Here is a 16,965-nt window from a genome sequence, read left to right as displayed (position 1 = left end):
GGAATTAGTCCTAAAGCTCTTTTCTTATGCTTTTGTAAAATGAGAAGTATCATTTAATCGTTCTAATTTAAATAAACCATTTTCGTAAGCTAGCACAGTAACACTTGCATTATCGAGTATTACTGCTTCATCAAGGGAAGGTTCTAACTCATGAACAATATTGCGGATGGTATTACCATGTGCAACGATTAGAACATTTCCACCTGTTTCTCGGTGACGATTAATCACATGTAAAAAACCTTGCTCTACGCGTGTCCAAAAGGTCATAAAGTCTTCTGCATCACTAGTCGGATCTGCTGCTTTTGTTCCATTCATTGTTTCGCGAACATCTGCTTTTTGAAATAGTTCTTCTTGGTTTGCATAACCCATATGTTTCGCAATTTCATTCCAAGCAACATCGCCTTTTTCTCCTTCATAAGAACCAAAGAAAGTTTCCCGAAATTCACTTAGCGGTTCTAAAGTTAAACCAAATGCATGTTTGTTTTCTTTTAAAAGATAACCTGCTGTTGCAATCGTTCGGTGCAAGTCGCTGGAATACGCAGCAACAAATTCCGTTTCAGCAAGTCCACGTCCACTTTCCTTCACAACTTCAATTCCTTCTGGTGTAAGTGGCGTATCAGCCCAGCCTTGCATTCGCAAATTTTTGTTTAAATACGTTTGTCCGTGTCTGACAAAATAAAGTGATAATTTTTTTCCCATTAAGTTAATCCTCCTCGATAGGTATAGGTTGTTTCTTATTTCATTGTAACAAATTCTTCTGATCCTGTTGGGTGAATGGCAACTGTATTATCGAAATCCGCTTTCGTCGCCCCCATATTAATCGCAACAGCAAAGCCTTGAATCATTTCATCCACTCCGTAACCAATTCCGTGTAAACCGATGACTCGTTCTGTTTCACCTTCACAAATTAACTTCATTCGACATGGTTCACGGTGGTCTGTTATTGTTGTGTACATCGAAGTAAATTTAGATGTGTAAACTTTGATATTTTCTTTACCATACTTCTCGATTGCTTCTGGTTCCGTTAATCCCACTGTTCCAATCGCTGGATGACTAAATACGACAGTTGGAATATTTTCATAGGTAAGATGAGCGTTTTCTTTGCCATTGAAAAGACGCTCTGATAATCGTCTCCCTGCTGCAATAGCAACCGGAGTAAGCTCATAATGTCCAGTAACATCCCCAACAGCATAAATTCCACGAACGTTCGTATTTTGGAATTTATCAACAGCAATATGGCCCCTTTCTAAGAGTTCTACACCTGCTTTTTCAATTTTCAATCCGTTTATCACTGGTTTTCTACCAATCGCCCAAATAAGTGTATCTACTGTTTCTGTTCTGCCGTTTTCTAAACACAATGTCAGCGTTCCATCAGTATTTTTTTCTACTTTTTCTGGGATAGCATGTTTATGTAAAGTCATGTTTGACTGTTCAATGATTTCGGTTAACGTCTCTGTTAAAATTGGATCAAAATTCCGAAGTGGGGCATGTTTGCGCACAAATAAATGTGTCTCAGAGCCCAACTGTTGTAAAACGCCAGCAAGCTCAACAGCGATATAACCAGCCCCTACAACTGCAACTTTTTTTGGTAATTGTTTTAAAGCAAAAAAGCCATCAGAAGTGATTCCAAATTCTGCTCCTGGAATGGAAGGTAGCGCTGGTTCCCCGCCAGTTGCAATTAAAATATGATCTGCTGTGATTGTTTCACCATTTACTAGCAAAGTATTTTTATCAACAAATTCGGCATAGCCTTTTATCCAGTCGACTTTATTATTATCTAGTCCATTTTTATAAGAGCCACGAATTCTTTCGATATAAGCTTCTCGATTTCCAACTAATTTCTCAAAATCAAAGCTTGCATCCACTTTATATCCGTAAGCATCTGCGTATAAATCCATCGCTTCTTTTATTTGTGCGCCATACCACATAACTTTTTTAGGAACACAACCAACATTTACACAAGTTCCACCTAAGAATTTCGGTTCAATTAGCGCACATTTCGCTCCGTGCATTGCTGCTCGGTTAATGGAGGCAATTCCACCACTTCCTCCGCCAATTGCAATGTAATCATAATGACTTTCCATACGAATCTCTCCTAACATTTCTTCATTTCTATAAATACGCCTCGCCCCGCATAATTGCGAGAACCCGCGGATTTGGTAAATAGCGTTTAATCTCTTGAAGTTTATTATACGTATCTTTGTCACCTAAATGTTCCGCAATCCCCATAGCAACAGCGCTACTTCTACTAACTCCAGCATGACAATGAACCACAATTTGGGTAAAATCTGGATGTGCCTCAATAAAATCATAAATCATTTCTCGATGTACCTCATTAAAGAGTTTCATTTCTGCTTGTTCTTTGTCACTTAACCCCCAGTAATCGTCTTCTTCGTTGATATCGTTAAAGTGCACAGGCAAAATAGCTTCGAAAAGTGATTCATCTTTGAGTGGCTGATAGGTTGCGCCGACATCCGCAATACGAATAAGCAAAGTGTGTTCCATGCGTGGTTTAAAAGTAACCGCAACCACTTCTGGTACGGCAATTATCCGTAAATCGAATGGATCAAAGTCAATCTGACGCCTTTCTTTGTTAATATAATTCGCCATCCTGCATGTCCCCTTTTTCCGTTCACCAAGATTTTCCTGCTCCTCATTCCCTCTCTATTCTATCATGCTTATGAATTTTTACATAAGGAAGCTGTTTCAAACCAAAAAAATAACCAAATAAAATATCTGGTTACTTTTTCCCTTGCCTGAAATCTTCTTTTGTCTTATAACCTTGGCTTAATATGTCTACCATTTCTTGTCTTCTTTTTTCTTGTGTGGCAGGTTGTTTGGCAGAATAAATATACCTTGCCCAGACTCGTTGATAGCCGGTTGCTAAATTTCCATAAAACGTAGCCAAATCATCTTTATCTGTTAAAAAGGCAACTACTTGTGGCACAAAATCAGCATATTCATCTGCGGAAGGATTATTTCTCTTGACACCTTTTATTTTTAATTTGCTTGCTTCTTTCATTCCAACAACTGTATAGGTTTCATCAAGTGCAACCATTCTAGTAAATTTCAAATTACTTTGATTAATGTATCCTTCTTCATCTGTTTTAAGCGCAGGCATTATTTCATCTCGGTGAACATATGTATCCAATTTCTTATTTCCTTTTTTCGGATAAGCGATAAATACATAACCATCTATTAATAGTTTATCCTCAGAAATTATTTGATGAACAAATCCAACTAATTCATTCAAATTTTGTACAAATTTAAAAATCAAATTATACTTTTTAGTAGTCATTTCTTTCTCATAGCTTGATAAATTCCGAAAATAATCTGAATCACTTGGTGTGTCAAGTATTACTGCTTCTTGATATTTTGCTAGTTGCAATTTCTCTACTATTGTCTTTTCTTCCATTTCAAGCCACCTCATTCAATTGTTTGCTTTCAGTATAAATCGTTCTCTTTTAGTAAGCAAGCCAAACTAGCTACAAAAAAAGACCGAGCATCACAGCTCCGTCTTTGGATTCATTATTTAAAAACGACTATTTCATTAATTTCAATGGAAGGGTCCAAACTTTTTGCAACCGGGCAAGCATCCTTTACTAAATGAACTGCTTTTTCCGCCTTTGCTTGATTGCTTTTATCTACTAAATCAACTGTAAAAGTGACATTGATTTTGGTTAAAACATGAACGGCACTTTCTTGATCTTGCTCATAGTCAGTATGAATAGTAATGTCATTTAACTCAATTCGTTTCTTTTCAAGTAAAGTTTGGTAAACATAACCGCTACAAGCTGCAACTGCCGCTACTGTTATTTGAACTGGAGAAAAACCTTCTTCTTTAATTAATGTCCAGTTTCCATTTGGATGCACAAGTTCTAATACTTTTCCGTTCTTCACTAACTCCATAATCTATTCCCCCAATTCATATCTTACAATTCTTATGTGAATAATAAGATTATAGCGCAAATAAAAATACTTGTCCAATTTCCACTACAAAAAAAGAATCCAAGTAAAACTTGAATTCTTTTTCGTAGCGGTCCCGACGGGATTTGAACCCGCGATCTCCTGCGTGACAGGCAGGCATGTTAACCCCTACACCACGGAACCATATGTATACAAAATGAATAAAAAAGTGACCCGTACGGGAATCGAACCCGTGTTACCGCCGTGAAAGGGCGGTGTCTTAACCGCTTGACCAACGGGCCAGATAAAAGATGAAAAATGAATATATATTCAACAAAATTCATTTCTCTTACACCAGCTTTTTTATTATAACATAATCTGAGACACTGTCAACGCCTTTTCTTATTTTTATTTAGTATTTTTTAAATTTGTTAATAACTAATTTTTTATACATTTTTAAAATAGAAAAACAAAGTCAGAGAAGCTTACTTCCGCCCTCTAACTTTGTTTTATTTTTCGCGATGATCAACCATAATAAAACTTCTTGTATCATAGCGATGTCTAGACCTCGAATATTCAACAGGTCTTCCGTCTTTTAAATAAACGACTTGTTCTACTTCAAGCACTGGATCATGTTCCCCGCATGCCAAGTACTCTTTATCATAGGCAGATGGTTTATCGGCATTAATTTTCCGAAATGCGCCACTTAGCACGAGTCCAAGTGAATTCTGTAAATAAGCATAAATCGAATGATGTAAAATATCTTTTGTAAGACCTGGAACTATATCTGCTGGCATCGTTGTATGTTCTAACACATAAGGTTTCCCGTCCAGTAGACGTAAGCGAATTAATTTGTACACCGGTTGAGTTGCTTTAATTAAAAGTTGTTCTTGTATTTTTTCATCTGGAAACGCAATATCGAATGCAATTATTTCACTTGAGATTCGGTTGTCTCCCATCATTTTTGTCAAACCATCATAATCCCGTAAACTCGCATCTTGCTTATTAGCTAAGGCATTTTTCATGACGAAAGTTCCCGCGCCACGTTGTCTGTAAATAAGCCCTTCAAGCGCTAAAACGTCAAAGGCTTTTTTTATCGTCATTCTGCTACAATCATAGGCTTTACATAAGCTCACTTGATCAGGAAGAATGGATTCTGGTGGGTAAGTACCGTTGTTTATTTTTTCGCGTATATCTGCTGCAATCAATTCATACTTAACCAATTCGATCGCTCCTTCATTTAAATTAAAAATGTCTAGCCATTTCCAATCAAATTATAGCATATCGAATCAAAAAAACATAACTTATTCATCAACCGCTTGTGATTCTCTCACGATATTAGTGCGATCAACTAGTTTTAAGAATGGATACCAGATTACTAGCACAATAAAGAAATCAACTACTTGTAGTGCGCCTCCTAGCCAAGAGTTAGTTGCAAGAATACCATTAATTACAATTGGCACAGTCCAAGGAACAGCAACCCCGGTTGGAGCAGGGACAATACCAGCTGCCATTACAAAATAATTCAGTGTAGTCACTATCAGCGGTGCGATAATCCATGGAATTAAAATTGTGGCATTCAATACGATTGGCATCCCAAAAAGCACCGGTTCATTTACGTTAAAAATTCCAGGTCCAAGCGCCAATCGACCAATTTCTTTGCTTTGTTTACTTTTCATTAGGAAGGCTAGCGCAATTACAACAGCTAAAGTCATCCCCGAACCACCCATACCAACTGTAAATACTTCCATAAATGGTTTGGTAACTATGTGCGGTAATGGTAACCCAGCCTTATATGCATCTAAGTTTTCCAGCATTAAAGTGTTCCAAATTGGATCCATCACCGAGTTGACAATAATTTGCCCATGTAGCCCGAAAAACCACAATACTTGAACAAAAAATAGCGCAATTAAAGTTGGAACAATTCCAGAACCTAGCCCTACTAATGGCTTTTGAATAACTGTATAAACAACATCATGTAAGTTTGTATCGAAGAAGAATTGTACAATAACATTAATTATTAAAAAGATACTTAATGTTAAAATCGCAGGAATTAGTGCTGCAAATGATTTAGCTACTGCCGGTGGAACTCCTGCTGGCATTTTAATTGTCCAATCGCGTTGAACAAAAAATCGATATAATTCTGCAGCAATAAAGCCGCTAATCATCCCGATAAACATTCCTTTCGCTCCAAGACGATCAAGTGAAAGAGCTCCAGTAATAAGTTCTCCATCAGGACTATTAAAGAAAAATGGCGTTAAAATCAAGAAACTAGCAAGGGCAACAGCACCCCCATAAATTGCTTCTACTTTATAATATTTAGATAAGGAATAACCAATTCCAAAAACAACAAAAACTGTCATAATACTCATCGTAGCGCTTTGTGCATTCCCAAGGTATAACTGTAATACCGCTTTTGTCTCATCGCTCCAAAATGGTAAATTCATTAAAACAACAGCAATCGAACCAAACATAGTTAGTGGGAATGCCAACATAAATGCATCTCGTAATGTTGTTAAATACCTATTCTCTCCCAGTTTTGCAGCAAAAGGCATTAACTTCTCCCCAAGTAACTCCATAAACTTATTCAATTTACTTCCCCCAAACATGATATATTTCTAAAAAAAGAAAACGTTTTCCATTTATTATTATACTCATTTAATTTTAAATGTCTAGTCTTTTTAAAATTAATGTCCAAACAAAAATAAGCTTTCACCTGATTAGGAAAAAGCTTTTACTAATTATTTATTTTTTTTCGCTAGCTTTTCTGCCGCTTTTTGTTTGTTTTCAGCCAAGCGGAAAGTGACCATTTTTGCAATTAAATCATATGGAACTGGTTGGTCAATCGGGAATTGAACGGCGCCTTTAGAATGTTTATATTCACCAAGCTCGGGTTCAAATGCGGCAATACCGCTTGAAGCAGGATAGAAACCAAAATGCTTTTTCGCAAGTGCAAAGTGAACAAGATTTCCTTCAAAATAAAATGTCGGCATCTGATAACTAATTTTCTCCGTTGCTTCTGGAGCCGCCGCTTGGATAGTTTCTCTAATTTTCTGTAGAATTGGTTGTGTTTCTGGGGGTGTTCCTACGATATACTCATCAATCGTTGAAAACTCTAATTTATTATCCATATCTATTCCTTTCTTGAAACCTTTTTATCATTATACCAACTATGTTTATGAAACCCAACTTTAAGAAGGTAATGGCAAATACCCAACTATACAAAAAAAGTTACCTTACCACAAAATGATTTTCTAACCATCTGTTTTAAGGTAACTTTTGATTACGGAGAAGGAGGGATTTGAACCCTCGCGCCGCGCGAGCGACCTACACCCTTAGCAGGGGCGCCTCTTCAGCCACTTGAGTACTTCCCCAAACTCCACAGGCAGGACTCGAACCTGCGACCGATCGGTTAACAGCCGATTGCTCTACCAACTGAGCTACTGTGGAATTATCTGACTTCCATAAGTATACGGCAGAACGACACTAAAATGCAAGACTTTTTAGGAGTTTTTTGTATAAATTTTTCGGGAGCCAATTTCCATTAACTTCCCACCACAATTCCCACAACGATAACGGTTTACATTAAATCTACGCTGCCTTAAAAAGGATTTCGCACAACTTTTACATGTATATTCATGCATTGTTATTTCACGCGGAATTGTGGCACAAAATCGTGGTGCTCCTACTTTTTTTAGTAGTTCTCGAAAGTCTTTATCGCGATGTTGGTAGCCTTTTTTCTCTAGATGAAGATGATAATGACATAATTCATGTTTCATAATATCAATGAAATACGCCAGTCCAAAATTTTCAAGGTATTTAGGATTCATTTCGATATTATGGCTCTTAAGTAAATATCTGCCACCTGTTGTGCGTAATCTAGTATTAAAAGTAGCTTGGTGCCGGAATTCTTTTTGGAAAAATTGCAGTGACACTTCTTCCATTTGTCGCTGCAATTCTGCTTGATTCATTATTTGACACTTCCGTTTGGATTACGCATCGTTAGTGCAATACGATTTTTCTTCGTGTCCACCTCATCCACCCAAACTGTCACTACATCTCCAACGGAAACAATATCCATTGGATTTTTGACGAATGAATTGCTTAATTTGGAAATATGTACAAGTCCGTCTTGTTTAACGCCAATATCAACAAAAGCTCCAAAGTCAACCACATTCCGAACGGTACCTTGTAATTCCATTCCTTGTTTTAAATCATCCATCGAAATAACATCTTGCTTTAAAAGTGGTGCAGGAAGCTCATCACGAAGGTCGCGACCTGGAGCAATTAAGTTATCAATGATATCACGCATTGTTTCTTTACCGATAGCTAGTTTTTCAGCTTCTTCGGGGATACTTAACGCTTGGAGTGCTTCTTTTAAATTTGTGCTACCAATATCTTTTAATTCAAATCCAGCAGCTTTTACGATTTGTTCTGCTGCTTTATAGCTTTCTGGATGAATCGCCGTACGATCTAATGGATTTTCGCCTTCTAAAATCCGTAAAAACCCAATACTTTGTTCATATGATTTTGCTCCAAGACGAGGAACTTTTTTCAATTCTTTTCGAGAAGTGAAAGAACCATTTTCTTCACGGAATTTACGGATGTTATTCGCTACCGTTTTATTTAAACCGGCAACATATTGTAATAGAGAAGCGGAGGCTGTATTCACATTCACACCAACTTGGTTAACCGCTGTTTCAACAACAAATGTGAGCGTTTCATTTAAGCGTTTTTGGGCAACATCATGTTGGTATTGACCTACTCCAACTGATTTCGGATCAATTTTTACGAGTTCTGCAAGTGGATCTTGTAAACGTCTACCGATAGAAACTGCGCTACGTTCTTCTACTTGATAATCAGGAAATTCTTCACGAGCTGTTTCGCTTGCCGAATAAACACTTGCCCCCGCTTCATTCACGATGCAATAATAAGCATTTGAATTAGACTCGCGGATTACTTCGACAATGAACTGCTCTGTTTCACGAGAAGCTGTTCCGTTACCAATAGCAATTACTTCTACTTGATAGGTTGATAAAATTTCCGCGATTTTCTGCTTAGCTTCTGGTCGACGGGCTTTGGCAGTATGCGGATAAACGACTCCGATTTCTAGAACTTTTCCAGTTTTATCAAGCACAGAAAATTTACATCCAGTTCGGAATGCTGGATCTACCCCAAGAATTATTTTTCCTTTTAAAGGTGGTTGTAAAAGTAGTTTGCGTAAGTTCTCCGAGAAAATATGAATCGCTTGTTCTTCGGCTTTTTCTGTTAGTTCCCCGCGAATTTCACGCTCAATTGCTGGACCAATAAAACGTTTATAAGCATCCAAAATGGCTTCTTCTACATAAGGTCGCGTATTGGAATTTCGGTTTTGAATCACTTTTTCAAATAAGTAAGCGAAGATTTTGGTTGTATCTACTTGCACTTGTACGCGTAAAATATCTTCTTTTTCCCCGCGATTAAATGCGAGAACTCGGTGGCTTGCTACTTTGCCAATCATTTCATTGAATTCATAATACATTTCATAAACGCCTTTTTCATCGGCTTCGATGTTTTTCCCCCTTGATTCAACCATTCCGAATTTACGCGTAAAATTACGAATCCACTCGCGGAAAGCAGGTTCATCACTAATTTGCTCGGCGATAATCTCGTGCGCGCCAAGTAAGGCCAATTCTGCTGACTCGACTTCTTTTTCTTCTGAAATGTAGTTTGCTGCTTCCTCTAGTGGCTCAGCGTTATTTGGAAAACTCATCAGCCAATTAGCTAGCGGTTCTAAACCTTTTTCTTTGGCAATAGTTGCTTTGGTGCGTTTTTTCTGCTTGTAAGGGCGGTATAAATCTTCTAATGCTTGATGTTTTTCCGCTTTAATAATAGCATTTTTTAGTTCATCCGTTAACTTTCCTTGTTCATCAATTAAACGAATAATTTCTTCTTTGCGATTTTCTAATTTAGTGACATATTCAAATGTTTCTTCAATATCACGAATCTCCACTTCATCCAAGCTGCCAGTCATTTCTTTACGATAACGGGCGATAAATGGAACGGTATTGCCTTCTTCCATTAATTTTATCACTGCATTAATTTGATTTGGTTTGTAGTTTAGTGATTTATGCACTAATTTTATTATTTTATCTTGCATTTGTTCCATAACTTGGTTGCCTCCAATATTCATTATTTATTAAGTGTAACATAACTAGGAATCAACTGACAAAAGCTATCTATTCTCTTGATTTAAAGCTGTTTCGGCATAATGAATTGCATCTTCTGTATGTAAAAAGAAATGCTCCTCGCCAATTCGGTCATAGAGCCCGCTATCTTTGAGACTCTCTTTTGCTTTTTCATTCAGTCCTGTAATTAAAATTTGTCCGCCATGCCGCGAAAATTCTTTTTCAATTTGGTGAAAATACCCCTCTGCAGTAGCATCGATAATTGGCACTTTTCCCATTCTTAAAATCAAATATTTAGGTTTGACGTGGATAGCTTTCATGATGTTTTGTTGGAAAATTTGTGCTGCCCCAAAGAAAAGTGGTCCACGAATTGTAAAAATACTAATTTTATGATAAAGATGTGGGGCAATTTCAGCGCCTTCTGGTTCGATTTCAACAATTTGCATTGCGCTACCCATCTGTTTGGCAAAAAGAACGACAGCTAGTAATAAGCCTACTTCAACAGCAACTGTTAAGCTAGCAAACACCGTAAGTAAAAAAGTAATCACCAAAACTAATGTATCCCCAGATTTTAGTTTTAGAATATGTTGGAAGGTTTTACGTTCACTCATATTCCATGCAACAAGCATCAGAATTGGCGCCATCGCAGCAATCGGAATGTTAACAGCTACTGGAGCAAGAACAAGTAATGTGAGTAAAACAAAAATACCATGAATAATACCAGACACTCTACTTGTTGCGCCATTGTTAATATTTGTCGCTGTCCGAGCAATTGCTCCTGTTGCAGGTATCCCACCAAACATCGGTGTGACAATATTCGCGATTCCTTGACCGATTAACTCTCGATTACTGCTATGTTTCGTATTTGTCATCCCGTCTGCAACTACTGCTGAAAGTAATGACTCTATCCCCCCGAGCATCGCAATTACAAAGGCCGGTCCAATCAGTTTACTCATATTTTCAAAACTGATATCTGGTAAATGAAATGGTGGGAAGCTGCTAGGAATTTCACCATAAGAAGATCCAATCGTTGGTAGTGCATCTGGGAAGAAAATCATCGCAATTCCTGTTGTAATAACTAAGCCTATTAATGGCGCTGGAATTTTTGGTACTATTTTCGGAAATAAAAATAAGACCAGCAAACAAATACATGCAATGAGAATACTATAAAAGTTCCATGAATCCAAATGAATCCATATTTCTTTCATATTATCAATAAAAGATTCATGTTTTTTCATTCCAGTTAATCCGAGGAAATTCCCAACCTGCCCCATAAAAATTGTTACCGCGATACCAGCAGTAAACCCGATTGTCACAGGTCGTGGAATAAATTTTATTAATGTGCCAAGTTTAAATACTCCCATTAAACAAAGTAAAATACCAGCCATCATGCCAGCAACAAGTAAATCTTGATAGCCATAAGTTAATACGATTCCAAGTAAGACCGGAATAAATGCACCAGTTGGTCCAGCAATTTGGAATTTAGATCCGCCAAAAATCGAGACAATTATACCCGCGACAAAACTCGAATAAATCCCGTACTCTGGTTTTACACCACTTGCAATTGCAAACGACATCGCAAGTGGAAGGGCAATAACCCCCACGATAATCCCTGCTAGCAAGTCTTTCCTAAATCTCGCCCACGTATAACCTTTGACATTATTCAATAACACTTTCTTCAATTTACTCCTTCTTTCTTATGTACATATTTTAATCCGCGCGAAAAAACGCAAAGCAACGTTGCTTCACGAATATTAAGTGATAATTTTCACATGGTTAAACAAAAAAACTACTACTATTTCTAATATACCATAATTATAGCCTTTTCTCACCATCTAAATAAAAAAACATCTTTCAAACTATTTCTAGCTCAAAAGATGTTTTGGTTAGTTTGGAAATTGGCCGAGCAAGAAAGTAACATCATCAGTTGGTATATCTAAAATGGATTGTTCGATGAGATGTCCAAGCTTCCCTACACAAAGTGGTGATTCTAAATTCTTTCTAACACGAGAAAGAACCAGCCCATCTGAGTGGAGCAAAAACTTACTTCCAGGTTTATATTTAAAGTTTTGCAAACGATATTTCTGTTTCCTGCCTGACAAAAAGCCAGACCCAGAAAGCGGGAAAATAAGTTTATCCTCAGAACCAATCATATAAAAGCGAATATTGCCCATACCGGTATAATAAATCGTTTTTGTTAAGTAGTCTGCTTTGATAATTGCAATTGCAGCGCCACGAAGCCCTGAGACAGCTTGATTCGCTTTTTCGAGCATATGAGTTAAGTCAGCATGAAGGTCTTCTTTTATGGCTTCAATAGTCGCTTTTGCAGCTCTATTAGCTTCTAGGCCACTACCAAGTCCATCAGAAAGAACGTATAGAAAACCATTTTCGTCTTCATGGGTAAAATAAACATCCCCGCAGTATTGTTGTAATGCTTTAGAACGTTGAAATACAAATAAATCATTTGATTCAACTGCCTTGTTCATTTACTCCACTTCCTCATTCTGCAACGCCTCTCGAAGTTTTTTAATTGCTTGACGTTGGATTCTAGACACATGCATTTGCGATATATCGAGTAGCTCCCCTGTTTCTTTTTGGCTGCGATTTTCAATAAAAGTATATTGCAAAATTTTCTGTTCTCGCTCATCTAAAACCGGGAGAACTTTCTCTAAAAGCATTCGTTGATTTACACGTTCAAATCCATCGTCTGTACCACCAACTACATCAAGTAGCGTAATAGTGCTCCCATCAGAATCCGCTTCAATTGAATGGTCTACTGAGAGCGCTTGATAACTTTTGCCCATTTCCATTGCTTCTAAAACTTCTTCTTCCGTTACACCGATGAAGTCTGCAATATCGCTAATTTGGGGTGAGCTTTGCAATTCTCTTGTTAGCTCTTCGACGGCATTTTTAATTTTCGGACCAAGTTCTTTTATACGTCGTGGTACATGAACACTCCATGTTTTATCGCGCAAAAAACGTTTAATCTCACCAACTATTGTTGGCACAGCAAATGCTTCAAAGCTTTTTCCGAACGTTGCATCATAACGTCTAATCGCACCTAGCAACCCAATATTCCCTACTTGGACCAAGTCTTCGTGAAAAGATTTACCTTGAGAATACTTACGTGCAATGGATTCTACTAAGTTTTTATAATGCACCACTAAGTTATACTGGGCATCTTGATCACCGTTTTCTTGATAGGCAGCAATCCAAATATAAACTTTTTCTCTTGCTTCTTTATCAGGTTGAGATACTTTCGGCATTCTCCTCCACCTGCTTTTCATTAATATATTTGGTCATTACGACGGAAACCCCTTCATCATAATAAAGTTTCACATCATCCATTAATGTTTCGATTAAAAATAAACCTAGTCCACCAATACGCATCATTTCTGCATCTTCACCCACATCATATGGGCCAATTTCTTGTTTACGACTTTCTAAATCAAAGCTTGTTCCGTTATCGGAAACACGAACTTCAAGTTTATCTTCATAGACAAGATATTCTACTGTGATTTCGCCGCCATCTTGTTCTTTAAATGCATGTTTCACAGAATTAGTGATGGCTTCACTCACAGCTATTTTCAAATCTTCAATTGCCTCATAAGAAAATCCTGCGCGACTTGCTATTCCTGATAATGAAAGTCTACCTAAACTAACATATTCAGGCTTGGCAGGAAGTTGTAACGTAATTTTGTCATGCATTGTTGCCATTCATTTCACCCTCTACATTTTTGATTTCAATGATATCAGACAATCCTGTGATTTCAAACAATCGGAAAATCCGATCGCTTAATCCGAATAAGACAAGTTCACTTTGACGTTGGCGCAAGCTTTTGAACGCTCCTACAAATACACCTAAGCCAGTACTATCCATGTAACTTACTTCTGTTAAATCAATTCGAAGTACAATACCCTCTTTTACTTGATAAATTTCTAGCGCTTCTTTTACCTTTGGAGCTGTGTAAGCATCAATCTCCCCAGCAACAAATATGTCTGTGTGCTTCGTATCTCGTTCTTTTATTTCTATACTAATATTCATCACTTCACCCCATCTTAAATTTAAGTATCTTGTCCAGTTTACCCTAACAAATAAAAGTAAAACATAAAAAAATAAAAACGTCTCACTAATTTTACGTTTACTCACATACATAAATGTGGAAAAGCGATGAATGCGAAACGTTTTTATCTTATCATTTTGTTCGTTTAATGCAAATTAGTGTAAAATCATCATGCAGTTCAAAATTTTGCAACTTAACTAATTGGTCATATATTGCGTGCACCATTTTTTCGGCAGACAAATGAATGTGTGCAGCAATTATCTCCGTTAATTCTTCTCGTTCAATAAAACCATCTGCTGTTCTAGTCTCAGTCACGCCATCTGACATGATGAAAACAATATCGCCAACTTCAATCTTTTTGTCAAATTGGCGATACACTGCATTTTTATCCACACCAAGTGGTAAACCTTTTGCGTATAAATCTGAAAAGATTCGTTCTTGATGTTGATAATACAATCCCAGTTCGTGTCCAGCAGAACCGTATTCAAACAAATGTGTTTCTTCATAATAAAGTCCATAAAACATCGTAATAAACATGTTATCATTGATGTTTTCTTCTGCTACTTGGTTTAGTGATTCAAGTACGATAGATGGTTTCCTATCATCACCAGTCATTCCGGCTAAAGCATATTTGATCATCGAAATGCTAAATGCTGCTGGAATACCTTTACCAATAACATCCGCAAGAGCGATACCAATTTTCTTATCGCCTTCCTCCGTAAAACTATAATAGTCGCTGCTCATTTGTCTAGCTGCCACACTGATAACACCAAACTCAAGTTCATCATGTTCTGGTAGTTCGGTTTTCATTAATGTTTTTTGCATATCTTCTGCTTGAGCGATTTCGCTACGCAACTCTTTTTGTTCTGTTCTAAGGCTTAAATGTTCCATGTATGCTAAGCCATAGCCGACCATTATTTCTAATAACACATCAAATGATAAACGCACAAATTCTGGTAATTCTTTTCCATAAAGTTCTAATACCGAACGATGCAAATGGACAATTTCTTCAGGTGAAACACGTTCCTCCATTGCCTCTCGAGACAACTTTTCACAAGTATAAAGTAGTTCTTCATCTTGATGTTCTAGATATTGAATAAGAATATCACGGTATCTTCCCTCAAAGGCTTTTTCCATTGTTTTCTAGCTCCCCTTACCGAACCCATTTCGTTGTTGTGATTACCGTTCCTTTAGATTCCCCTTCAATACTGGATATAATATCAAAACTATCCATCAAGCGTTTGACTCCTGGCAGACCTGCACCTAGACCACCTGATGTTGTATATCCGTCCTGCATGACTTTTCTAAGATCAACAATTCCGGGGCCTTTATCTTTAGCAACAATAATCATACCTTGCTTTCCTGATTCACTTACTTTCTCAATGCAGATTTCTCCTCGTCCAGCATAAAGGAAAATATTTCTTGCTAGTTCACTGATGGCTGTCGTAATTCTTGCTTGGTCAACTGTTCCAAAGCCAATTTCTTTGGATATTTTTCTACCTAGTTGCCTTGCAGCCACAATGTCCCACTCATTAATTATCTTTACACAGGATTGGAATGTCATGTTCATTCCCCCAATTCCTGTTTAAGTTTTTCCAGGCCACTTTCAAGATCCATTGCCGAAAGCACTCCACTAAAGGTAATTCCGAGTTCAATTAAGGTGATCGCAACTGCAGGCTGTATCCCAGTTACAACCACTTTTGCACCCATTAGTTTAGACATACTTACTACGTCTCCAAGAATTTTTGCAATAAATGAATCAATAAAATCGATTGAGGTTATATCAATGACTACTCCTCTGGCCGACGTTTCATGGATTTTTGCTAACAAGTCTTCTTGGAATTCTACCGCAGTATGATCATCTAATTCACTCTGGATAGAAATTAATAAACATTCACCTAACTTTAAGATTGGTATCCCCACAGTATTCACCCCTCTTTTTCTACTATCTCTCTGTTCGTCAAGGCAAGCGCTCGCTCCATGCCTTTTTTCATTGTGTTGGTCGTGATTATTTGATCTAATTCAATTCCTAGATTAACGATTGTTTGCGCTATTTCTGGTCTAATACCTACTAGCATTGCCTGACAGCCGACAAGTCTAACTGCTTCTGATGCTTGAATGATATGATGCGCAACCATCGTATCAACTACTGGAACTCCCGTAATATCAATCAATACCACTTCTGACCGATTTTTTACAACGCCTATTAGTAAGTTTTCGATGATTAACTTAGCTCTTTCTGTGTCAATCGTTCCAATTAGTGGCATGACAGAAATTTTTTCAAATATTGGCAAAAGTGGTGCCGATAATTCCTGTAAAGCACTTTTTTGAATCGAAACTGTTTTTTCCCACGTATCCGCGTAGGCTGTTACCACTTTGTTATACATGGATGAAAGCCATGTTTCAAAGCGATAATAGGCGTCATCCTCTGGTTTTTCTTCTCTTTTTAAAAATAAATCTTCATCTCTCATAGCTGTATATACTAAAAGCCCGAAAACACGTAGGCCTGTTGTGACAAAATGAATTGGCCAACCTAAGTGGACCACTTTTTCTGCAAAATCATCTAACTTTTCGTTAAATTTAGAACCATTTTCTGTTATGTTCGACACAATCAAATCAACAAACTCTTTACTCGTCTCTTCATACATAGGTTCTTTTGCAATATCGTTTATTAATTGGTCTGATTGTTTCTCCATTTCGTTCATCCAATTATTTAGTAAGTCTGCCTTATTCGTCCGGATGAAGTTTGCAAAATCTTTATACATTGATTATTTTCCAACCTTTCTCCACCTTAAAGATCTCTCTTTTTTTCTGCGATTTGATTAACT

Annotated in this window: 19 protein-coding genes and 4 tRNA genes; all 23 read right to left on the bottom strand. The window is 37.3% G+C overall.

The genetic code is table 11. The features are described from left to right. Positions 1-24: 24 nt before the first annotated feature. On the bottom strand, positions 25-699 hold the full coding sequence (locus CKV67_RS04365; RefSeq protein ID WP_014092336.1) for a histidine phosphatase family protein: 675 nt from the start codon (positions 697-699) through the stop codon (positions 25-27). Between the two features lie 35 nt (positions 700-734). Beyond that, positions 735-2,084 carry a glutathione-disulfide reductase gene (gene gorA / locus CKV67_RS04360; protein WP_025279830.1) on the bottom strand — a complete coding sequence of 450 codons (1,350 nt, stop codon included), beginning with the start codon at positions 2,082-2,084 and terminating at the stop codon, positions 735-737. Positions 2,085-2,112: 28 nt separating this feature from the next. Continuing rightward, on the bottom strand, positions 2,113-2,610 hold the full coding sequence (locus tag CKV67_RS04355; RefSeq protein ID WP_014092334.1) for a tyrosine phosphatase family protein: 498 nt from the start codon (positions 2,608-2,610) through the stop codon (positions 2,113-2,115). Positions 2,611-2,740: 130 nt separating this feature from the next. Next, the gene (locus tag CKV67_RS04350; protein WP_014092333.1) at positions 2,741-3,415 is read right to left on the bottom strand and encodes a YdeI/OmpD-associated family protein; all 675 of its coding nucleotides are present in this window, start codon (positions 3,413-3,415) and stop codon (positions 2,741-2,743) included. A 113-nt stretch (positions 3,416-3,528) separates the two neighbouring features. Further along, the gene (locus tag CKV67_RS04345) at positions 3,529-3,909 is read right to left on the bottom strand and encodes an OsmC family protein (protein ID WP_014092332.1); all 381 of its coding nucleotides are present in this window, start codon (positions 3,907-3,909) and stop codon (positions 3,529-3,531) included. A gap of 128 nt (positions 3,910-4,037) precedes the next feature. Next, a tRNA-Asp gene (locus CKV67_RS04340) sits at positions 4,038-4,110 on the bottom strand. A 26-nt stretch (positions 4,111-4,136) separates the two neighbouring features. After that, positions 4,137-4,208: transfer RNA gene (locus CKV67_RS04335), tRNA-Glu, on the bottom strand. 207 nt (positions 4,209-4,415) lie between these two features. Continuing rightward, positions 4,416-5,129: a GntR family transcriptional regulator gene (locus tag CKV67_RS04330; protein ID WP_014092331.1), complete on the bottom strand. Its 714-nt coding sequence runs from the start codon at positions 5,127-5,129 to the stop codon at positions 4,416-4,418. Positions 5,130-5,210: 81 nt separating this feature from the next. Next, positions 5,211-6,497: a PTS cellobiose transporter subunit IIC gene (gene celB / locus CKV67_RS04325; protein ID WP_014092330.1), complete on the bottom strand. Its 1,287-nt coding sequence runs from the start codon at positions 6,495-6,497 to the stop codon at positions 5,211-5,213. A gap of 150 nt (positions 6,498-6,647) precedes the next feature. After that, positions 6,648-7,037 carry an iron chaperone gene (locus CKV67_RS04320; protein ID WP_014092329.1) on the bottom strand — a complete coding sequence of 130 codons (390 nt, stop codon included), beginning with the start codon at positions 7,035-7,037 and terminating at the stop codon, positions 6,648-6,650. A 155-nt stretch (positions 7,038-7,192) separates the two neighbouring features. Beyond that, positions 7,193-7,280: transfer RNA gene (locus CKV67_RS04315), tRNA-Ser, on the bottom strand. Positions 7,281-7,283: 3 nt separating this feature from the next. Beyond that, positions 7,284-7,356 (bottom strand) — tRNA-Asn (locus CKV67_RS04310). A gap of 53 nt (positions 7,357-7,409) precedes the next feature. Beyond that, positions 7,410-7,877, bottom strand: a complete 468-nt coding sequence (locus tag CKV67_RS04305; RefSeq protein WP_014092328.1) for a SprT family protein — start codon at positions 7,875-7,877, stop codon at positions 7,410-7,412. Then, on the bottom strand, positions 7,877-10,054 hold the full coding sequence (locus tag CKV67_RS04300; RefSeq protein WP_014092327.1) for a Tex family protein: 2,178 nt from the start codon (positions 10,052-10,054) through the stop codon (positions 7,877-7,879). Before CKV67_RS04300 ends, CKV67_RS04305 begins: the two co-directional genes overlap by 1 nt. 66 nt (positions 10,055-10,120) lie before the next feature. Further along, positions 10,121-11,755 carry a SulP family inorganic anion transporter gene (locus CKV67_RS04295; protein WP_014092326.1) on the bottom strand — a complete coding sequence of 545 codons (1,635 nt, stop codon included), beginning with the start codon at positions 11,753-11,755 and terminating at the stop codon, positions 10,121-10,123. A gap of 204 nt (positions 11,756-11,959) precedes the next feature. After that, a complete protein-coding gene (locus CKV67_RS04290) occupies positions 11,960-12,559 on the bottom strand; it encodes a PP2C family serine/threonine-protein phosphatase (RefSeq protein ID WP_014092325.1) in 600 nt (199 codons plus the stop codon). Further along, positions 12,560-13,339, bottom strand: coding sequence for an RNA polymerase sigma factor SigB (gene sigB / locus CKV67_RS04285; RefSeq protein WP_014092324.1), 780 nt, complete (start codon positions 13,337-13,339; stop codon positions 12,560-12,562). After that, positions 13,317-13,790, bottom strand: a complete 474-nt coding sequence (gene rsbW, locus CKV67_RS04280) for an anti-sigma B factor RsbW (RefSeq protein WP_014092323.1) — start codon at positions 13,788-13,790, stop codon at positions 13,317-13,319. Before rsbW ends, sigB begins: the two co-directional genes overlap by 23 nt. Further along, the gene (gene rsbV / locus CKV67_RS04275; protein ID WP_014092322.1) at positions 13,774-14,118 is read right to left on the bottom strand and encodes an anti sigma b factor antagonist RsbV; all 345 of its coding nucleotides are present in this window, start codon (positions 14,116-14,118) and stop codon (positions 13,774-13,776) included. The genes rsbW and rsbV overlap by 17 nt, the downstream gene beginning before the upstream one ends. Before the next feature lie 151 nt (positions 14,119-14,269). Continuing rightward, complete coding sequence (locus CKV67_RS04270; protein WP_025279829.1) at positions 14,270-15,274, bottom strand: PP2C family protein-serine/threonine phosphatase; 1,005 nt, start codon at positions 15,272-15,274, stop codon at positions 14,270-14,272. Between the two features lie 16 nt (positions 15,275-15,290). Next, on the bottom strand, positions 15,291-15,701 hold the full coding sequence (locus tag CKV67_RS04265; RefSeq protein WP_014092320.1) for an anti-sigma regulatory factor: 411 nt from the start codon (positions 15,699-15,701) through the stop codon (positions 15,291-15,293). Between the two features lie 2 nt (positions 15,702-15,703). Continuing rightward, the gene (locus CKV67_RS04260) at positions 15,704-16,060 is read right to left on the bottom strand and encodes an STAS domain-containing protein (protein ID WP_003721457.1); all 357 of its coding nucleotides are present in this window, start codon (positions 16,058-16,060) and stop codon (positions 15,704-15,706) included. Between the two features lie 5 nt (positions 16,061-16,065). Then, positions 16,066-16,902: an RsbT co-antagonist protein RsbRA gene (locus CKV67_RS04255; protein ID WP_014092318.1), complete on the bottom strand. Its 837-nt coding sequence runs from the start codon at positions 16,900-16,902 to the stop codon at positions 16,066-16,068. Positions 16,903-16,965 lie beyond the last annotated feature (63 nt).

Source organism: Listeria ivanovii subsp. ivanovii, assembly GCF_900187025.1.
GTDB lineage: Bacteria > Bacillota > Bacilli > Lactobacillales > Listeriaceae > Listeria > Listeria ivanovii.
This window is presented reverse-complemented; position numbering and strand designations above follow the sequence as displayed.

Bases quoted from the DNA above. Each gene is read 5' to 3' on its own strand.
- CKV67_RS04365 (WP_014092336.1), bottom strand. From the start codon at position 699: ATGGGAAAAAAATTATCACTTTATTTTGTCAGACACGGACAAACGTAT.
- gorA (WP_025279830.1), bottom strand. From the start codon at position 2,084: ATGGAAAGTCATTATGATTACATTGCAATTGGCGGAGGAAGTGGTGGA.
- CKV67_RS04355 (WP_014092334.1), bottom strand. From the start codon at position 2,610: ATGGCGAATTATATTAACAAAGAAAGGCGTCAGATTGACTTTGATCCA.
- CKV67_RS04350 (WP_014092333.1), bottom strand. From the start codon at position 3,415: ATGGAAGAAAAGACAATAGTAGAGAAATTGCAACTAGCAAAATATCAA.
- CKV67_RS04345 (WP_014092332.1), bottom strand. From the start codon at position 3,909: ATGGAGTTAGTGAAGAACGGAAAAGTATTAGAACTTGTGCATCCAAAT.
- CKV67_RS04320 (WP_014092329.1), bottom strand. From the start codon at position 7,037: ATGGATAATAAATTAGAGTTTTCAACGATTGATGAGTATATCGTAGGA.
- CKV67_RS04305 (WP_014092328.1), bottom strand. From the start codon at position 7,877: ATGAATCAAGCAGAATTGCAGCGACAAATGGAAGAAGTGTCACTGCAA.
- CKV67_RS04300 (WP_014092327.1), bottom strand. From the start codon at position 10,054: ATGGAACAAATGCAAGATAAAATAATAAAATTAGTGCATAAATCACTA.
- CKV67_RS04290 (WP_014092325.1), bottom strand. From the start codon at position 12,559: ATGAACAAGGCAGTTGAATCAAATGATTTATTTGTATTTCAACGTTCT.
- sigB (WP_014092324.1), bottom strand. From the start codon at position 13,339: ATGCCGAAAGTATCTCAACCTGATAAAGAAGCAAGAGAAAAAGTTTAT.
- rsbW (WP_014092323.1), bottom strand. From the start codon at position 13,790: ATGGCAACAATGCATGACAAAATTACGTTACAACTTCCTGCCAAGCCT.
- rsbV (WP_014092322.1), bottom strand. From the start codon at position 14,118: ATGAATATTAGTATAGAAATAAAAGAACGAGATACGAAGCACACAGAC.
- CKV67_RS04270 (WP_025279829.1), bottom strand. From the start codon at position 15,274: ATGGAAAAAGCCTTTGAGGGAAGATACCGTGATATTCTTATTCAATAT.
- CKV67_RS04265 (WP_014092320.1), bottom strand. From the start codon at position 15,701: ATGACATTCCAATCCTGTGTAAAGATAATTAATGAGTGGGACATTGTG.
- CKV67_RS04255 (WP_014092318.1), bottom strand. From the start codon at position 16,902: ATGTATAAAGATTTTGCAAACTTCATCCGGACGAATAAGGCAGACTTA.